General features: G+C 66.8%; 15 protein-coding genes. 9 read left to right on the top strand and 6 right to left on the bottom strand.

The genetic code is table 11. The features are described 5' to 3' along the window. Positions 1-14: 14 nt before the first annotated feature. The 3 genes from GVY41_RS15475 to GVY41_RS15465 form a co-directional block, all read right to left on the bottom strand. Entirely contained in the window at positions 15-1010 is a 996-nt protein-coding gene (locus tag GVY41_RS15475) for an ABC transporter substrate-binding protein (protein WP_373283313.1), read from the bottom strand. A 182-nt stretch (positions 1011-1192) separates the two neighbouring features. Next, a complete protein-coding gene (locus tag GVY41_RS15470) occupies positions 1193-1831 on the bottom strand; it encodes an HAD family hydrolase (RefSeq protein ID WP_161347861.1) in 639 nt (212 codons plus the stop codon). 18 nt (positions 1832-1849) lie between these two features. Next, positions 1850-3694, bottom strand: a complete 1845-nt coding sequence (locus tag GVY41_RS15465; RefSeq protein WP_161347862.1) for a bifunctional 2',3'-cyclic-nucleotide 2'-phosphodiesterase/3'-nucleotidase — start codon at positions 3692-3694, stop codon at positions 1850-1852. A gap of 328 nt (positions 3695-4022) precedes the next feature. On the opposite strand from GVY41_RS15465, the gene nudC reads away from it, so the two are divergent. From nudC to GVY41_RS15450, 3 genes are all read left to right on the top strand, one after another. Then, complete coding sequence (nudC, locus tag GVY41_RS15460; RefSeq protein ID WP_161347863.1) at positions 4023-4997, top strand: NAD(+) diphosphatase; 975 nt, start codon at positions 4023-4025, stop codon at positions 4995-4997. A 22-nt stretch (positions 4998-5019) separates the two neighbouring features. Beyond that, the gene (locus GVY41_RS15455; RefSeq protein WP_161347864.1) at positions 5020-5490 is read left to right on the top strand and encodes an SRPBCC family protein; all 471 of its coding nucleotides are present in this window, start codon (positions 5020-5022) and stop codon (positions 5488-5490) included. Positions 5491-5581: 91 nt separating this feature from the next. Next, positions 5582-6351, top strand: a protein-coding gene (locus GVY41_RS15450; RefSeq protein ID WP_161347865.1) for an IS5 family transposase whose coding sequence is annotated in 2 segments (ribosomal slippage) — positions 5582-5897 and positions 5897-6351 — 771 coding nt in all. Because the reading frame shifts where the segments join, the coding sequence is not laid out codon by codon here. 77 nt (positions 6352-6428) lie between these two features. Here GVY41_RS15450 and GVY41_RS15445 read toward each other — a convergent pair. Then, on the bottom strand, positions 6429-7262 hold the full coding sequence (locus GVY41_RS15445; protein ID WP_161347947.1) for a prephenate dehydratase: 834 nt from the start codon (positions 7260-7262) through the stop codon (positions 6429-6431). A 159-nt stretch (positions 7263-7421) separates the two neighbouring features. Between GVY41_RS15445 and GVY41_RS15440 the strand changes: the two genes are divergently transcribed. The 5 genes from GVY41_RS15440 (at position 7422) to GVY41_RS15420 (ending at position 13848) form a co-directional block, all read left to right on the top strand. Then, a complete protein-coding gene (locus GVY41_RS15440) occupies positions 7422-7952 on the top strand; it encodes a c-type cytochrome (RefSeq protein ID WP_161347866.1) in 531 nt (176 codons plus the stop codon). Positions 7953-8168: 216 nt separating this feature from the next. Beyond that, positions 8169-10034 (top strand): extracellular solute-binding protein, encoded by a 1866-nt coding sequence (locus tag GVY41_RS15435; RefSeq protein WP_373283312.1) that lies wholly within the window; start codon positions 8169-8171, stop codon positions 10032-10034. 27 nt (positions 10035-10061) lie between these two features. Next, the gene (locus GVY41_RS15430) at positions 10062-11144 is read left to right on the top strand and encodes a microcin C ABC transporter permease YejB (RefSeq protein ID WP_161347868.1); all 1083 of its coding nucleotides are present in this window, start codon (positions 10062-10064) and stop codon (positions 11142-11144) included. Continuing rightward, positions 11144-12247 (top strand): ABC transporter permease, encoded by a 1104-nt coding sequence (locus GVY41_RS15425; protein WP_161347869.1) that lies wholly within the window; start codon positions 11144-11146, stop codon positions 12245-12247. Before GVY41_RS15430 ends, GVY41_RS15425 begins: the two co-directional genes overlap by 1 nt. Beyond that, positions 12244-13848: an ABC transporter ATP-binding protein gene (locus GVY41_RS15420; RefSeq protein ID WP_161347870.1), complete on the top strand. Its 1605-nt coding sequence runs from the start codon at positions 12244-12246 to the stop codon at positions 13846-13848. Before GVY41_RS15425 ends, GVY41_RS15420 begins: the two co-directional genes overlap by 4 nt. A gap of 24 nt (positions 13849-13872) precedes the next feature. On the opposite strand, the gene hemN is transcribed toward GVY41_RS15420, so the two are convergent. Continuing rightward, a complete protein-coding gene (hemN, locus tag GVY41_RS15415) occupies positions 13873-15228 on the bottom strand; it encodes an oxygen-independent coproporphyrinogen III oxidase (protein WP_161347871.1) in 1356 nt (451 codons plus the stop codon). A gap of 59 nt (positions 15229-15287) precedes the next feature. Between hemN and fnrL the strand changes: the two genes are divergently transcribed. Further along, positions 15288-16034 carry a transcriptional regulator FnrL gene (gene fnrL / locus GVY41_RS15410; RefSeq protein WP_161347872.1) on the top strand — a complete coding sequence of 249 codons (747 nt, stop codon included), beginning with the start codon at positions 15288-15290 and terminating at the stop codon, positions 16032-16034. Positions 16035-16092: 58 nt separating this feature from the next. Here fnrL and GVY41_RS15405 read toward each other — a convergent pair whose 3' ends face one another. Then, the gene (locus GVY41_RS15405) at positions 16093-16932 is read right to left on the bottom strand and encodes a universal stress protein (protein ID WP_161347873.1); all 840 of its coding nucleotides are present in this window, start codon (positions 16930-16932) and stop codon (positions 16093-16095) included. Between the last annotated feature and the right edge of the window lie 2 nt (positions 16933-16934).

Raw genomic sequence — 16934 nt, 5'->3', positions numbered from 1 at the left:
ATGGTGTCTGCCGGTTATTCCAGCATCAGGCTGCCATCGGTGGGCAGGTAGCTGCTGTCGAAATACATTGCGGCATCGGGGGCGTTCACGAAGCTGTAGACGGTCCCCGTCTGCTCTATGGCCGTGGCCATGCGGTCCGCGTCGATGCCGCCGAGGCCGTTGGTTTTCACCCAGTCGGTCAGCACGTTGTCGTCGATCGACATCTGCAGGCGCTCGGTTTCCAGCGCGGGATCGGCGGCGGGGTTGCGCTCGATCAGGCTGGCGATGGCGGTGTCGGGGTCGGCGATGGCGTCTTTCCAGCCAAGGGCGATGGCTTTCAGGAAGCCGGTGACAAGCTCGGGGTTCGCCTCGGCAAAGTCGGTGTTGACGATGACGGCGTTGCCGTAAAGCGCGACGCCGTGGTCGGCCATCAGGATAACCGAGATATCGTCGGCCGGAACGCCAAGCCGCTTGAGGTTCAGCGTCGAGGAGAAGCTGAAGCCGGTGACGGACGCGACCTTGCCCTCGGCCAGCATCGGTTCGCGCACCGGGAAGCCGAGCGGCTCTACGGTGATCGAGGCCATGTCGAGGCCGTTTTCGGCGGCGAAGATCGGGAATTGCGCCCAGGCACCATCGGGCGGCGGCGCGCCAAGCACCTTGCCGGGCAGGTCGGCGGGGGCGGTCACGCCAAGCGACTTGCGGCCGACAACGGCGAAGGGCGGCTTGTCATAGATCATCATCACCGCGATGACGGGCGCGCCGGGGTTCTGGTCGAGGAACTTCATCAGGCTGTTGATATCGGCAAAGCCCACCGGATAGGCGCCGGTGGCGACCTTCGGGATCGCGTCGAGCGAGCCGGCGCCTTCGGAGATTTCCACGCTCAGCCCGGCAGCGGCGAAATGGCCGTTGTCCACGGCGGCGAAGTAGGGGGCGGCGGGGCCCTCGAACTTCCAGTCGAGCGCGAAAGGCATCGCTGTTTCGGCAAAGGCGGGCGCGGCCAGCGTGGCGACAAGGGCGCCGGCGGCGAGAATGGCGGAGCTGCGGTGGAACACGGATGACTCTCCCGATTGATGACTGGATGACACTGTCGCTTGCGCCGCCCCGACGGGAGGGGGCGGGCCCTGCGGCAAATCGGCGGCGCAGTTTGGCGCCTGAATTGTAGGCGGATCTTCCTGCGTTGCGCAATAACCAGGCGTTGCGCGAGGGGCGGAGCTTAAAGGCCGAACAGCGCCAGCGCCTCGGTCAGGCTGGCGGCCTGATGATGGGCAAGGCGCTCACGGCTGGGATGCATGTCGGGGATCTGCACCACGGTCATTCCGGCGGCATGGGCGGCGCGCACGCCGGTGTCGCTGTCCTCCAGCGCGAGGCAACGGGCAGGGTCGGCGCCAAGGCGGCGCGCGGCTTCGAGATACACATCGGGGGCGGGTTTGCCGCGGGGCACGGCATCGAAGCCGACGATGGTGGCAAAGCGCCCGCCAAGGCCGGCGGCGGCGAGTTTTTCGGTGGCGCGGGCGGTGCCGCTGTTGGTGGCCACGGCGCGGGGCATCGCCCGGGTGTCAAGCGCGGCGAGCGTGGCGTGAACTCCGGGGCGGAGGGGCACGCCCTCCAGCATTCGCGCATCCATCGCCTGCAGCCAGGCGGCATCCAGCGCAGCGGCATCGAGTACGCAGCCGAGGTGGTCGCAGAGCATCCGGTGCCCTTCCACCGCGTCTATGCCGATCAAGGAGATGAACACCTCTTCGGGCACGGCGTGGCCGAGGCTGGCCAGCGCCTCGGTTCCGGCCAGCAGCGCCAGCCGCTCGGTATCCAGCAGCAGGCCATCAAGGTCGAAGATCACGGCGTCGAAGGTCATGGGGGCTCCTCAGGCCGGTCAGAAGCGGATGCGGAAGCGGGCAAAGCCGTTCTCGCCCGGGCCCGCCAGTTCGATGCGCCGGTCGCTGACCTCGGCCAGATGGTCCGGGGCGTGGGGGCTGCTGTCGAACACCGCGCTGGTGCCTTCGGGCGCTGTCAGTCGCCAGGTGTCCCCCGCACAGGGGCAGATCGTGCCTTGCCATGAGATGTAGCGCAGCAGCACGTCTCGGTTGGTGTTGCGGCCTTCATAGACGATGCTGTCCGGCCCGGTGCCGCGAAAGCCGCCGCCGCCGCCAGCGCGATAGCTGTTGGTGGCAACGACGAAGGCCTGATCGGGGCGCACCGGCAGGCCCATATGGCAGAGGTTGCGGATGCGGCGCGCAGCGGGGTCGAGGAGATGGCCGCGATCATCGAAGCGCGCGGGCTGGGTCGGGTCGATCTCATAGCTGAGGCCGGCGATCACGTCGAAATTGTAGCTGGGGAACTCGGGGTCCAGCAGCGGCTGGTCGGGCTGGCCGGGCTGCAACTGCCGGTATAGGCCTGCCGCACGTTCCAGCCAGTCGGCCAGGTCGGCGCCGGTGACGCGGACGGCGCGGATGGTGTTGGGGAAGACGTAAAGGTCCGCCACGTTGCGCAGCGCGATGCCGCCCGCCGGAACCTCGGTGAAATGCGCGGGGCCTGATCGGCCCCCGGCGCGGAACGGGGCCGCGGCAGAGAGCAGCGGCACGTCCTGCCATTCGGTATCTTGCAGCGCCTGCGCGACATGCCAGCGTTGCGCGGCGCAGACGAGCTGCAGGGCCGGATCATCGGCCACCAGCGCGAAGTAGCTGTTCAGGGGCCGCGAGCTGTGCCCCACCGGGCGCCGCACATAGGCCAGCGTCGCGGTGTGTTCGGCCTGCGCCGCCTTCAGCACCGGGGCGCTGTCTTGTGCAGGGGAGGCTGCGGCCTGCGGCGGGGTGGAGACCTGCCGCGCCTCGGTGGTGAAGTCGAGCACGCGCCAGCCCGCTTCGCCGCGTTCCAGCAGCAGGTCGATCAGCCCCAGATGCGAGCCCCAGAACCCGGCCATCACCGCTGGCTTGCCCGCCAGGGTGCCGCGCGCCACGTCGACATCGGGCAGCCCGGCAAAGGCCGCCGAGGGAAAGACGAGATGGCTGTGCCCGGTCATCACCGCGTCGATGCCCGGCACCCGGGCCAGCGGCACCGAGGCATGTTCCATGCCCGGCGCCCAGTCCGAGGCGCCGATGCCGGAATGGTTCAGCGCCAGCACCAGATCGCAGCCATCCGCCCGCATCTGCGGCACCCAGGCCTCTGCCGCGGTGACGATGTCACGCATCACCAGCCGCCCGTTCAGCACATGCTGGTCCCAGATCAGGATCTGCGGCGGGGCGAAACCGATCACCCCGATGCGGATCGGATGCGAGGTACCGGTGCCGTCGGTCAGGGTGCGGTCAAGGATCACATAGGGCGGCAGCAGGGTGTCGTCCTCGGTCGGTCTGTCGCCCAGCCGGGTCGCCACATTGGCCGATACCAGGGGAAATTCCGCCCCTGCCAGCGCATTGGCCAGGAAGTCGAGCCCGTAGTTGAACTCATGATTGCCGACGGTTCCGGCATCATAGCCCACGGCATTCATCGCCGAGATGATCGGATGGGCGTCGCCCGGCTGCATCCCGCGTTCATAGGCGATGTAATCGCCCATCGGATTGCCCTGCAGGAAGTCGCCATTGTCGAACAGCAGCGCATTCGCCGCCTCGGCCCGGCACAGGTCGATCACGCCGGCGGCGCGGGCAAGGCCTACGGCCTCGGACGCATGGTCGCCATAATAGTCGTAGGGGAAGACATGGACATGCAGGTCAGTCGTTTCCATCAGCCGCAGATGCGCCTGGTTCCGCGCTGCGCGCGCAGAGAATGGATGCAGCTTCGTCAATTATGCGCCCCGGCCGCGGCCCCGGCCGATCCCGGCCGCGGCACATGTCGATATTCTGTCGCGTCTGTAACCTCTGCCCGTCCCCCGCGCCAGCATTGTGGCCCGCGAGCTGCCCGAACCGTATCCCGCGGATGATTCGACGAAAAGCCTATCGCTATGTCGCAGGACATTTTCGCGCGGTGGTTGTATTCCGGCCACGGCTGGCGGCCCGGATTGCGCGGCCGGGGCCACCGTGGCAGAGCTTGCGGCGGCAAGAGCGGAGAGCAGGATGCAACGGGACGAGCGGGATCTGGCCTTTGCGGGCGGCGGGCTGGACCGCGCGGCGCATCTGCGCGGCGATCTGGCGGCGCTGATGGCGGATCCGGGCGCGCGGGTGCTGCCGTTCTGGCGCGGCAAGCCACTGCTGGCGGATGCTGCGGAGGGCGGCCGGCGGCTGGGGTTGCTCGCGCCGGGCCATCCGGCGCTGGCGGGCGGCGGGGCGCCGCTGCTGCTGGGGCTGGCCGAGGGCAAGGCGCGGCTGGCCGTGGACATCTCGGGCTGGGAGCCGGTGGGCGAAGTCGCGATGCCGGGCAGCTTTTTCGACCCGACCGAGCAGAGCCACCCGGACCTGCCCGGCGATCACCGCTTTGCCGAGCTGCGCGGGGTGATGCTGGCGCTGGACCCGCTGGAGGCGGAACTGGCGGCGACGGGCCGGTCCTTGCTGGCCTGGCATGGCACGCACGGGTTCTGTTCCGCCTGCGGGGCCGCATCCGAGGTGGCGAAGGCCGGCTGGCAGCGCAGCTGCCCTGCCTGCGGCGCGCAGCATTTCCCGCGCACCGACCCGGTGGTGATCATGCTGATCACCCGCGGCAACCGCACGCTGATCGGCCGCAGCCCGGGCTGGCCCGAGGGGATGTATTCATGCCTTGCCGGATTCATGGAGCCGGGCGAGACGATGGAGGCCGCGGTGCGGCGTGAGGTGGCCGAGGAGACGGGTGTGCAGGTGGGGCCGGTGCGCTTTGTCGCCAGCCAGCCCTGGCCCTTCCCGTCCTCGCTGATGCTGGGCTGCCATGGCGCGGCGCTGACCGAGGACTTGGTGCTGGACCCTGTCGAGATCGAGGATGCGGTCTGGCTGACGCGCGAGGAGATGGCGGATGTCTTCGCCGGGGCGCATCCTGTGGTGCGGCCGCCGCGGCGGGGGGCGATTGCGGCGCATCTTCTGCGCATGTGGCTTGCGGACCGTCTGGATTGCCGCCAGAAATGACCCGAAATTCGAAAGGGCAGGCATGAAATTCTCGACCAAGGAAGACATCGAGGCGCCGGTGGCTTTCGTTTTTGCCGAACTGTCCGATTTTGATGGGTTCGAACGGGGCGCGATGCGCCGGGGTGCCACGGTCAAGCGGCTGGACCGCCGCACCGAGCCCGGAACGGGCATGTCCTGGGCGCTGGAATTCCGCTGGCGCGGGCGCGACCGCAAGATGGTCACCGACATGACGACGTATGACCCGCCGCACACGATGGCGTTTCTGGCGGAATCGGCTGGGTTCGAGATGGTGCTGGGGCTGAGCTTTCTGGAAATGTCGCGCAAGCGCACGCGGCTGGCGATCGAGCTGGAGGTCAAGCCGCGCACGCTGGCCTCGCGGATCATGCTGCAATCGCTGAAGCTGGGGAAAGCCAAGCTGACGCGCAAGTTCGTGGCGCGGGTGAAGATGGCGGCGGAAGAGATCGAGGCCCGGCATCTGAAGCAGCAGGGGTGACGCCGCGCCTATTTTCTAGGCTGTGCACTCATAAACCGGCTTGCGCGACGCATCTCTGCTTGATTCAAGGTTCCTGAAAGGAGCCTTTGCCATGCGTCGCCGTTTCGAACTGACAGATTTCGAGTGGTCGGTGATCCAGCCGCTCTTGCCCAACAAGCCGCGGGGGGTTCCTCGGGTGGATGACCGGCGGGTGATCAACGGGATCCTCTGGCGCTTTCGCACCGGCAGCCCATGGGCGGACATCCCCGAGCGTTATGGGCCCCACACCACCTGCTACAACCGCTTCGTGCGCTGGCGCAAGGCGGGGGTCTGGGACCGGCTTCTGGAGGCGGTCTCGCAGGCCCTGGGCAGCCAGATCGTGATGATCGACAGCTCCTCGATCCGGGTCCACCAGCACGGTGCGACCCTAAAAAAGGGGATCCAGATCGCTGCATGGGACGTTCCAGGGGCGGTCTGACGACCAAGATCCACGCGCTGGTCGATGGCCGGGGGCTGCCGATCGGGCTGCGCCTCTCCGAGGGCCAGGCGAGCGACGTGCGGCAGGCCGAGCCGCTGCTGCAGGCCGTGCCGGCGGGCAGCACCTTCCTCGCCGACAAGGCCTATGACAGCGACATCCTCCGCAGCCAGATCACCGCGCAAGGCGCCACCGCCAACATCCCCGCCAAGCGCAACCGCAAGAAGACCTTCGCCTTCAGCCGTGAACTCTACCGCGCCCGCAACCTCATCGAGCGCTTCTTTGGCAAGCTCAAGCACGCAAGGGGCCTCGCCACCCGCTACGACAAACGCGCCGACAACTTCCTCGCCGGCGTCAAGATCTTCGCAGCACGCATCTGGATCAAGGCTTATGAGTCCACGGCGTAGAAAGAAGCGGCCTTCTGCACCCCGCGCCCCCCGAGGATATTTTCACCAGAACGAATGGAAAGGGGCGCGGCGCCTGTCTACCGGCGGCGCGGGTCTGCCGGGTAGACGCCGAGCAGAGCCATGGACGAGGTGAAGTAGCGCAACTCTTCGAGCGCAAGCTGCACGTTGCGGTCGTCGGGGTGGCCTTCGATATCGGCATAGAACTGGGTGGCGGTGAAATTGCCGTCGACCATGTAGCTTTCCAGCTTGGTCATGTTCACGCCATTGGTGGCGAAGCCGCCCATCGCCTTGTAGAGCGCGGCGGGGATGTTGCGGACGCGGAAGACGAAGGTGGTCATCATCTGGCCGGTGCCGCGGCGCTTGAGGTCGGGTTCGCGCGACATGACCAGAAAGCGGGTGGTGTTGTTCTGCCTGTCCTCGATATGGCGGGCCAGCACGTCGAGCCCGTAGATCTCGCCGGCCAGCTCCGAGGCGAGGGCGGCAGTCTTCGGGTCCCCCGCATCGGCGACCTGCCGGGCAGAGCCCGCAGTATCGGCGCCGGCGATGGCGTGCAGGTTGTGTTCGCGCAGGAAGCCGCGGCACTGGCCAAGCAGCACGGTATGGCTCATCGCGCGTTCGATCTGCGAGAGCGGCGTGCCGGGAATCGCCAGAAGGTTGATGTGCACCCGGACGAAGGCTTCCTCGATGATATGCAGGCCGCTTTCGGGCAGGAGGTGGTGGATGTCGGCGACCCGGCCATAGGTGGAGTTCTCGACCGGCAGCATCGCCAGATCGGCCTCGCCCTTGCGGACGGCCTCGATCGCATCCTCGAAAGTGCGGCAGGGCAGCGCCTCCATATTGGGGCGGGATTCGCGGCAGGCCTGGTGCGAATAGGCGCCCGGTTCGCCCTGGAAGGCGATGCGGCCCTGGATCTGCGAGGGATGGGCTGTGGGCATCGGGCGGCTCCTTCTTCCGTCGTCCCGCGGCATCACAGGGCCGGGAGGGGCGTATTGCCGCGACAAGTAAACCTTGAAAACCGGCAAGGGAAGCGGATACATACCCCGAGCGAATAGCCAGCACCGAGGCCCGACATGTTCGACACGATGACTCTGACCAAGGCCGGCGGCGCGCTGTGCGGCTCTCTGCTGATCCTGCTTCTGGGCAACTGGGCCGCCGAAGGCCTGTATCACACCGGCCCCTCCGGGCATGGCGGCGAAGGTGAGCTGGCGCAAGCCTATGCCATCGACACCGGCGCCGACGATGCAGCCGGCGAGGAAGTGGCCGACGCGGGCCCGGCTTTTGCCGAGGTGTACGCCGCTGCCGATCCTGCCGCGGGCGAGCGGGTGTTCGGCAAATGCCGCGCCTGCCACAAGCTGGACGGCGCCGATGGCGTTGGCCCGCACCTGAACGGCTCGGTGGACCGTGAGATCGCCGGGGTTGCGGGCTTCGCCTATTCCGACGCGCTTGCAGGCATCGAGGGCACCTGGACCCCCGAGGAGATGGAAGCCTTCCTGGCCAGCCCCAAGGGTTATGCGCCGGGCACCAAGATGAGCTTTGCCGGTCTGCCCAAGGTCGAAGAGCGCGCCAACGTGATTGCCTATCTGGCGACCATCGGCGGCTGATCCGCCCTGCAGACTGCGTTTGAAGGCCGCCCCGGCACGGAGGCGGCCTTTTTCATGGCCATTGCGCCCGCCTCACGCAATCGCAACTTGAAGCGCGGACGGCGCGCGCTTTACCTTTGGCAATCGAAGAAGGCAGACCGCCCAAGGCGGCACAGCAGGGGTAAACGGATGATCGCAGCTTGGACGGGCACAAACGGCGCGGCGGTGACGCAGGCCATGGGCGGGGCCCGTCTGGGCGGGATGCTGTTGCTGGGGGCGCTGGTCGGCTGGGCCGGGATGGCGACGCTGGTCCGGGCGCAGGAGGCCGCACCCGCCACCATCGTTGCGCATGGGGTGTCCACCTTCGGCGACCTGAAATACCCGGCCGATTTTCTGCATCTGGATTATGTGAACCCCGAGGCCCCGAAGGGCGGCGAGATATCGCAATGGACGATGGGGGGCTTTGACAGCTTCAATCCCTATACCATCAAGGGCCGGGCGGCGGCGCTGTCCTCGGCCATGCACGAATCCCTGCTGGCCGGCACCTCGGATGAGATCGGTGCCGCCTATTGCCTGCTCTGCGAGACGCTGGAATACCCCGAGGACCGCAGCTGGGTGATCTTCACGCTGCGCCCCGAGGCGAAATTCTCGGATGGCACGCCGGTCACGGCAGAAGATGTGCGCTTCTCGCATGACATCATGCTGACGCAGGGGCTGACCAGTTTCCGCGCGGTCATCAGCCAGATGATCGAAAGCGTCGAGGTGCTGGATGACCGGCGCATCCGCTTCACCTTCAAGCCCGACTATCCCAAGCGCGACCTGCTGCAGGCGGCGGGCGGGCTGCCGGTGCTGTCAAAGGCGGATTTCGAGGCGAAGGGCCGCAATCTGGCCGAAAGCAGCATGGACCCGTTCGTGGGGTCGGGGCCCTATGTGTTCGACAGCATGGATGTCGGGCGCCGCGTGGTCTGGAAGCGCAACCCCGATTATTGGGGCAAGGATCTGCCGATCAACATCGGCCGGCACAATTTCGACCGGATCCGCATCGAGTATTTCGGCGACTATCAGGCGGCGTTCGAGGGGTTCAAGGCCGGCGCCTATACCTTCCGCAACGAGGCGTCATCGCTGATCTGGGCGACGGGCTACAATTTCCCCTCGCTGGAAAAGGGCTGGATCGTCAAGCGCGAGCTGGAAGATGGCAGCATCGCCAATGGCCAGGCCTTCGTGCTGAACCTGCGGCGCGAGAAATTTGCCGATCCGCGGGTGCGCGAGGCGATCGGGCTGATGTTCAACTTCGAATGGTCGAACGAGTCGCTGTTCTACGGGCTTTACGAGCGGGTCGAGAGCTTCTGGGAGAACAGCGAGCTGGAGGCGACCGGTACGCCCTCGCCCGAGGAGCTGGCGCTGCTGGAGCCGCTGGCGGCGGACCTGCCCCCCGGCGTGCTGACCGACGAGGCGGTGATGGCGCCGACCTCTGGCGCGACGCAGCTGGACCGGGCCAACCTGCGCAAGGCGGCGGCGCTGCTGGACGAGGCAGGCTGGCCGGCGGGCAATGACGGGATTCGGCGCAACGCCGCGGGCGAGGTGCTGCGGGTGGAGCTGCTGAACGACAGCCAGACTTTTGACCGGGTGATGAACCCCTATGTCGAGAACCTGCGCCGGCTTGGCATCGACGCGATGCTGACCCGGGTGGATGATGCGCAGATGACCAACCGAGAGCGCAGCCACGACTTCGACATGATCACCAAGCATCTGGGGCAGGACTATATCCCCGGCGCCGGGCTGCAGCAGTATTTCGGATCAGCCTCCACCGATGACGTGTTCAACGCGATGGGCTTGCAATCGCCGGCGGTAGACAGCCTGATCGCCACCATCGAGGGCGCGGAGACCCGCGAGGAGATGACCGTGGCCGTGCGCGCGCTGGACCGGGTGCTGCGGGCGGAGAGGTTCTGGGTGCCGCAATGGTACAAGGCTGCCCATACCGTCGCCTATTTCGACATGTACGAGCATCCCGATCCGTTGCCGCCCTACGCGCTGGGCGAGATGGACTTCTGGTGGTACAACGCCGAAAAGGGCGAAAGCCTGAGGGCGGCGGGCGCCTTCTGATGGCCTACTGAGAGGCAGGTTCACCACATGGGCGCCTATATCCTGCGGCGGTTGCTGCTGATGATCCCGACGCTGATCGGGATCATGATCATCAACTTTGCGCTGACCCAATTCGTGCCCGGCGGGCCGATCGAACAGGTTCTGGCCCGGATCGAGGGCGAGGGCGATGTGTTCCGCAACATCTCGGGCGGCGGGGACGCTGGCCAGATGCAGGCGGTCGGCGACGAGCGCTATTCGGGTGCCCGCGGCCTGCCGCCCGAGTTCATCGCCGAGCTGGAAAAGCAGTTCGGGTTCGACAAGCCGCCGCTGGAACGGTTCCTGACGATGATGGGTGGCTATCTGCGGTTCGATTTCGGCGAGAGCTATTTCCGGTCGATTTCGGTGGTGGATCTGGTGATCGAGAAGATGCCGGTGTCGATCACGCTGGGCCTGTGGTCCACGCTGATCGCCTACATGATTTCCATCCCGCTCGGCATCCGCAAGGCGGTGAAGGACGGCACGGCCTTCGATACCTGGACCTCTGGCGCGATCATCGTGGCCTATGCGATCCCGGGATTCCTGTTCGCGGTGCTGCTGATCGTGCTGTTCGCGGGCGGCAGCTATTGGCGGATCTTCCCGCTGCGGGGGCTCACCTCGGACAATTTCGAGGATCTGACGCTGATCGGCAAGGCACTGGACTATCTGTGGCACATCGCGCTGCCGGTGCTGTCCACGACCATCGCCAGCTTTGCCACGCTGACGCTGCTGACCAAGAACAGCTTCCTGGATGAGATCAACAAGCAGTATGTGATGACCGCCCGTGCCAAGGGCCTGACCGAGGGCCGGGTGCTCTATGGCCACGTGTTCCGCAATGCGATGCTGATCGTGATTGCCGGGTTCCCGGGGCTGTTCCTGGGGGTGTTCTTCGGCTCCTCGCTGCTGATCGAGACCATCTTCTCGCTCGATGGGCTTGGCCGGCTGGGATACGAGGCGGCGGTTGCGCGCGATTATCCGGTGGTGTTCGGCACGCTCTACGTCTTCGGTCTGGTGGGGCTGCTGGTCGGGATCCTGTCGGACCTGATGTATGTCTTCGTCGATCCGCGGATCGACTTTGAACGGAGGGCTGGCTGATGGCCCTCTCGCCGCTCAATGCCCGGCGCTGGCGCAACTTCAAGGCCAACCGCCGGTCCTTCTGGTCGCTCTGGATCTTCCTGGTGCTGTTCGGCCTGTCGCTGGTGGCCGAGTTCATCGCCAACGACAAACCCATCGTGGTGCGCTACCGGGGCGAGACCTTCTTCCCCATCTACCGCTTCTACCCCGAAACCACCTTTGGCGGCGATTTCCGCACCGAGGCGATCTATTCCGACCCCGCCGTGCAATGCCTGATCGAAACTGGCGGCCTGCTGGAGTGCTGGGACGATCCGGTGGCGACGGTGGAAGATGCCGCCGATGGCGATGTCGCGGGGCAGGCAGTGGAGGCGGGGTGGATGCTGTGGCCGATTGTCCCCTACAGCTACAACACCATCAACAATGTCGGCAACGCGCCCTCTGCCCCAGATGCCAACCACTGGCTGGGCACGGATGACACCGCGCGCGACGTGCTGGCGCGGGTGATCTACGGGTTCCGGCTGTCGATCCTGTTCACGCTGATCGTCACCGGCGCCTCTGCGGTGATCGGTATCGCGGCGGGGGCGGTGCAGGGGTATTTCGGCGGCTGGGTGGACCTGATCTTCCAGCGGATCCTGGAGATCTGGAGCTCCACCCCCTCGCTGTACGTGATCATCATCCTCTTCGCGATTGTGGGGCGCAGCTTCGGGCTCTTGGTCTTCGTGTCGATCCTGTTCGGCTGGCCGGCGCTGGTCGGCGTGGTGCGGGCCGAATTCCTGCGGGCGCGGAACTTCGAATATGTGCGCGCCGCCCGGGCGCTTGGGGTGCGCGACCGCACCATCATGTTCCGCCACATCCTGCCCAATGCGATGGTCGCGACGCTGACCATGCTGCCCTTCCTCGTGACAGCGAATATCGGCGGGCTGGCGGCGCTGGACTTCCTGGGCTACGGGCTGCCGGCCTCGCTGCCGTCGCTCGGCGAGCTGTCCTTGCAGGGCAAGTCGAACCTGCACGCGCCCTGGCTGGGATTCTCGGCCTTCTTCACCTTCGCCATCATGCTGTCGCTGCTGGTGTTCATCTTCGAGGGCGTGCGCGACGCCTTTGACCCGCGAAAGACCTTTGCATGACCGTTGTTCTGGATGTGCAGGATCTGCGCGTGGCCTTCCGGCAGGATGGGCGGCTGATCGAGGCGGTGAAGGGCGTGTCCTTCACCGTGTCGAAGGGCGAGACGGTGGCGCTGGTCGGGGAAAGCGGGTCGGGGAAGTCGGTGACGGCGCTGTCGACCGTGTCGCTGCTTGGTGGCAATGCCGAGGTGTCGGGCAGCATCAACTACCTTGGCCAGCAGATGGTCGGGGCGGCGGAGCCCCTGCTGCGCAAGGTGCGCGGCAACGATATCAGCTTCATCTTTCAGGAGCCGATGACCAGCCTCAACCCGCTGCACACGCTGGAAAAGCAGCTGGCGGAAAGCCTGGCGCTGCACCAGGGGTTGCACGGCAAGCCAGCGCGTGCGCGGATCATCGAGCTGCTGACCAAGGTCGGCATCGACGCGCCGGAAAGCCGGCTGGCCGACTATCCGCACCAGCTGTCGGGCGGGCAGCGGCAGCGGGTGATGATCGCGATGGCGCTGGCGAACGGGCCGGAACTGCTGATCGCGGATGAGCCGACAACGGCGCTGGACGTGACCATTCAGGCGCAGATCCTCGACCTCTTGGCCGATCTGAAGCGGGCGGAGGGGATGAGCCTGCTGTTCATCAGCCACGACCTTGGCATCGTGCGCCGCATCGCCGACCGCGTCTGCGTGATGCAGGGCGGCGAGATCGTCGAACAGGGGCCGGTGGCGGAGATTTTTGCCAACCCGCAGCACCCCTATACCCGCAAGCTGCTGGCGGCAGAGCCGCAGGGGCGCCCCGATCCGGTGCCGGATGGCGCGGCGGAAATGGTGCGGACCGAGCATCTGAAGGTGTGGTTTCCGGTCCAGCGGGGCCTCATGCGCCGGGTGGTGGGCCATGTGAAGGCGGTCAACGATGCCAGCCTGTCGGTGCGGGCGGGGGAGACGCTGGGGATCGTCGGGGAGAGCGGGTCGGGCAAGACCACGCTGGCGCTGGCGGTGATGCGGCTGATCGCGTCGGAAGGGCCCATCGTCTATGCCGGGCAGGACATCTCGCGCTGGCAGTCGCGCCAGCTGCGCGCCCTGCGCCGCGACATGCAGATCGTGTTCCAGGACCCGTTCGGCAGCCTGTCGCCGCGGATGACAGCCGAGCAGATCATCGCCGAGGGGCTTGGGGTCCACGGCGTCGATCCGGGCCGCAACCGGCGCGAGATGGTGGCCGAGATCATGGCCGAGGTGGGCCTCGACCCCGCGGCGATGCCCCGCTATCCGCACGAGTTTTCCGGCGGCCAGCGTCAGCGCATCGCCATCGCCCGCGCCATGATCCTGCGCCCGAAACTGGTGGTGCTGGACGAGCCGACAAGCGCGCTGGACATGACGGTGCAGGTGCAGATCGTGGATCTGCTGCGGGATCTGCAACGGCGGCACGGGCTGGCCTATCTGTTCATCAGCCACGATCTGCGCGTGGTGCGCGCCGTCAGCCATCAGGTGATGGTGATGAAGCGCGGCGATGTGGTCGAGGCGGGGCCGGCGGCGGACCTGTTCCGCGCGCCGCAGCATCCCTACACCCGCGAGCTGTTCGCCGCGGCCTTCGGCCATGCGGCCCCGGTGGAGGCGTAAGGCGGGGCGCAGGCGCCCCGCCGGTCAGATCGCCGAACTGTGTTGCGACTTCGACAGGTCGTAGGCGTCGAACACCCGCGCCACCATGCGTGTCAGCGGCCGCGCCCGTTCGGGGATGAAGAGGCCCGCGGGCGTGATTTCCACCATGTCGCCGAAGGCCGCCTTCGCCGCACCGAACATCGCTTTCAGCTGTGCGGGGCTCGCGTTCCAGTCGCGGATCATCTCGGCCGCGTCGATGCGGAAGTCGCACATCACCGCCTCGATCATGCGCGAGCGCAGCAGGTCTTCGCCCTGGAAGACATGGCCGCGATGGGTCGAGAACTTGCCCGCCCGGATCGCGCGGGTATGTTCCGACGTCGAGGAGGCGTTCTGAGCGAAACCCTGCGGGAAGCGCGAGATCGACGAGGCGCCCATCCCCACCAGCACCGGCGCCAGATCGTCGGTATAGCCCTGGAAGTTGCGGCGCAGGGTTCCGGCCTTGGCAGCCTGCGCCAGCCCGTCCGTGGGCCGCGCGAAATGGTCGATGCCGATCTCGTCATAGCCGTCCCAGACGAACAGCTTGCGGGCGGTTTCGAACAGCGCCAGCCGTTCTTCGGGGGTGGGAAGCGTGTCCGACGGGATCATCTGCTGGCGCCGCGCCATCCAGGGCACATGCGCATAGCCGTAAAGCGCCACCCGGTCGGGGACCAGCGACAGCAGCATCTGCACCGATTGCGCGATCTTGGCGGGGGTCTGGTGCGGCAGGCCATAGAGGATGTCGGCGTTCAGCGAGCCGACGCCGCGGTCGCGGATCATGTCCACGGCGCGCTTGGTTTCCTCATAGCTCTGCTCGCGGCCAATGACCTTCTGGATCGCGGGGTCGAAATCCTGCACCCCGATCGAGGCGCGGTTCATGCCGGCGGCGGCGAGCGCATCAAGGCGGGCCTCGTCGATCTCGTTCGGGTCGATCTCGACCGAGAACTCGGCGCCGGGGCCCATTGGCACCGCGTCGAACACCGCGCCGGCCACGCGGGTCATCATGTCGGCCGGCATCAGCGTCGGCGTGCCACCGCCCCAATGCAGGCGCGACAGCGTCACGCCCGGCGCCAGCTTGGCCTTCAGCAAGGCCAGCTCGGCCAGCAGCACATCGGCATAGGCGCGCACCGGATCGTCGGATTGGGTGCCTTGGGTCCGACAGGCGCAGAACCAGCACAGGCGCCGACAAAACGGCACATGCATGTAAAGCGAGATCGAGGATCCGGCAGGGATTGCCTCGATCCAGGCGGTGAACTGGTCCGGTCCGACTGACGCCGAGAAGTGCGGTGCGGTAGGATAGCTGGTATACCGCGGGACGCGCGCGTCAAAAAGACCGAGCCGCATGAGTTGCGATTCTGTTTCCATAGGCATAGGGTTACGGACACACGCGCGACAGAACCTTGACCCAAATCAAAAGCAGGCAAATGTCCCTACAGGACGCGCACAACATTTCCCTTCAATGCGGGGCCTGTCCGATCCGTCACCGCGCCGTCTGTGCGCGGTGCGAGACGGACGAATTGGCGCTGCTGGAGGAGATCAAGTATTACCGCAGTTTCGAGGCCGGGCAGACGGTGACCTGGGCCGGCGACAAGATGGATTTCGTCGCCTCGGTCGTGTCGGGCATCGCCACGCTGACCCAGACGATGGAAGACGGGCGCACCCAGATGGTCGGGCTGCTGCTGCCGTCGGACTTCGTGGGGCGCCCGGGGCGCGAGACGGCGGCCTATAACGTGATTGCCACCACCGACCTGTTGATGTGCTGCTTCCGCAAGCGCCCGTTCGAGGAGATGATGGTGCGCACCCCGCATGTCGCGCAGCGCCTGCTGGAAATGACGCTGGACGAGCTGGATGCGGCGCGCGAATGGATGCTGCTGCTGGGCCGCAAGACCGCGCGCGAGAAGATCGCGAGCCTTGTGGCGATCATCGCCCGGCGCGATGCCTCGCTGAAACTCCGCTCGCCGCAGGGGCGGATGGTGTTCGACCTGCCGCTGACCCGCGAGGCGATGGCAGACTATCTGGGCCTGACGCTGGAAACCGTCAGCCGCCAGATCTCGGCGCTGAAGCGGGACGGGGTGATCGAGCTGCAGGGCAAGCGCCATGTGACGATCCCCGATTTCGACCTGCTGCTGACGGAAGCGGGCGACGACAATGACGGCGGCTACCTGATCTAGGTGCCGCCTGCCTTGGCATGGCAAAAGGGCGGCCCCTGGGCCGCCCCTTGCGTTTCGATCAGTGGGCCATGAACACCGGAACGTCGGTGCGTTCCAGCATGTTGCGGGTGGCGCCGCCCAGAATGGCCTCGCGGAAGCGGCTATGGCCATAGGCGCCCATCACCAGCAGGTCGGCATCCACATCGCGGGCATGGCGGCACAGGACGTCCGACACCCGCGGCATGGTCTTGGCCAGCACCGACACCTCGGCCTTGACGCCGTGGCGCGCCAGCCATTGCGACAGCGGGCCCCCGGGGTCCGACCGTTCGGCGCCATGCGCCGGCGGGTCTATGACTACGATGTTCACCAGATCGGCGGCCTTCAGCAGCGGCATCGCCGCGCGCGCGGCATTCAGCGCCTCTGTGCTCTGGTTCCAGGCCAGGATCACGCGGGTGCCGACGCGGGCCCCCAGCCCGGTTTCGGGCAGAACCAGAACTGGCACCCCGCCCTCGAACAGGGCCGCCTCGACGATGGCCTCGGCATCCTGGGTCTGGCCGTCGCCATAGGGCTTCTTCTGCACGCAGAGGTCGGCAAAGCGCGCCCGCAGCGCGACCAGCCCGGCAAGGCCGCCAAGCTGTGCCACGGCAGCCTCGGTCGACCAGCGGATGTCTTCGGCCGCCATGCGCTCGCGCACGGCAAGCTCGGCGGCTTCGGCGTCGCGCTGCGCCCGCTCGATGGTCTCCTGATGGATGAAGGCGGTGGCGCCGGCATAGTAATAGCCGGTCTGGGTGCGGTCGATCCCGAGGCAGAAGATGTCCAGATGGGCATCCTCGCGCCGGGCGATATCCACTGCCGCGTTCAGCTGGGCCGCTGCGGCCTTGGCGTCGGTAACAATGGTCAGGACTGATTTGTAGGCCATGC

Source organism: Frigidibacter albus (assembly GCF_009908165.1).
Classification (GTDB): domain Bacteria; phylum Pseudomonadota; class Alphaproteobacteria; order Rhodobacterales; family Rhodobacteraceae; genus Frigidibacter; species Frigidibacter albus.
Note: the sequence above shows the minus strand (reverse complement) of the source record. Positions and strands in the feature narration are given on the sequence as shown.

Excerpts from the sequence above, each read along its gene's own strand:
- GVY41_RS15470 (WP_161347861.1), bottom strand. The coding sequence starts at position 1,831 with ATGACCTTCGACGCCGTGATCTTCGACCTTGATGGCCTGCTGCTGGAT.
- GVY41_RS15465 (WP_161347862.1), bottom strand. The coding sequence starts at position 3,694 with ATGGAAACGACTGACCTGCATGTCCATGTCTTCCCCTACGACTATTAT.
- nudC (WP_161347863.1), top strand. The coding sequence starts at position 4,023 with ATGCAACGGGACGAGCGGGATCTGGCCTTTGCGGGCGGCGGGCTGGAC.
- GVY41_RS15455 (WP_161347864.1), top strand. The coding sequence starts at position 5,020 with ATGAAATTCTCGACCAAGGAAGACATCGAGGCGCCGGTGGCTTTCGTT.
- GVY41_RS15440 (WP_161347866.1), top strand. The coding sequence starts at position 7,422 with ATGTTCGACACGATGACTCTGACCAAGGCCGGCGGCGCGCTGTGCGGC.
- GVY41_RS15435 (WP_373283312.1), top strand. The coding sequence starts at position 8,169 with ATGGGCGGGGCCCGTCTGGGCGGGATGCTGTTGCTGGGGGCGCTGGTC.
- GVY41_RS15430 (WP_161347868.1), top strand. The coding sequence starts at position 10,062 with ATGGGCGCCTATATCCTGCGGCGGTTGCTGCTGATGATCCCGACGCTG.
- GVY41_RS15425 (WP_161347869.1), top strand. The coding sequence starts at position 11,144 with ATGGCCCTCTCGCCGCTCAATGCCCGGCGCTGGCGCAACTTCAAGGCC.
- GVY41_RS15420 (WP_161347870.1), top strand. The coding sequence starts at position 12,244 with ATGACCGTTGTTCTGGATGTGCAGGATCTGCGCGTGGCCTTCCGGCAG.
- hemN (WP_161347871.1), bottom strand. The coding sequence starts at position 15,228 with ATGGAAACAGAATCGCAACTCATGCGGCTCGGTCTTTTTGACGCGCGC.
- fnrL (WP_161347872.1), top strand. The coding sequence starts at position 15,288 with ATGTCCCTACAGGACGCGCACAACATTTCCCTTCAATGCGGGGCCTGT.
- GVY41_RS15405 (WP_161347873.1), bottom strand. The coding sequence starts at position 16,932 with ATGGCCTACAAATCAGTCCTGACCATTGTTACCGACGCCAAGGCCGCA.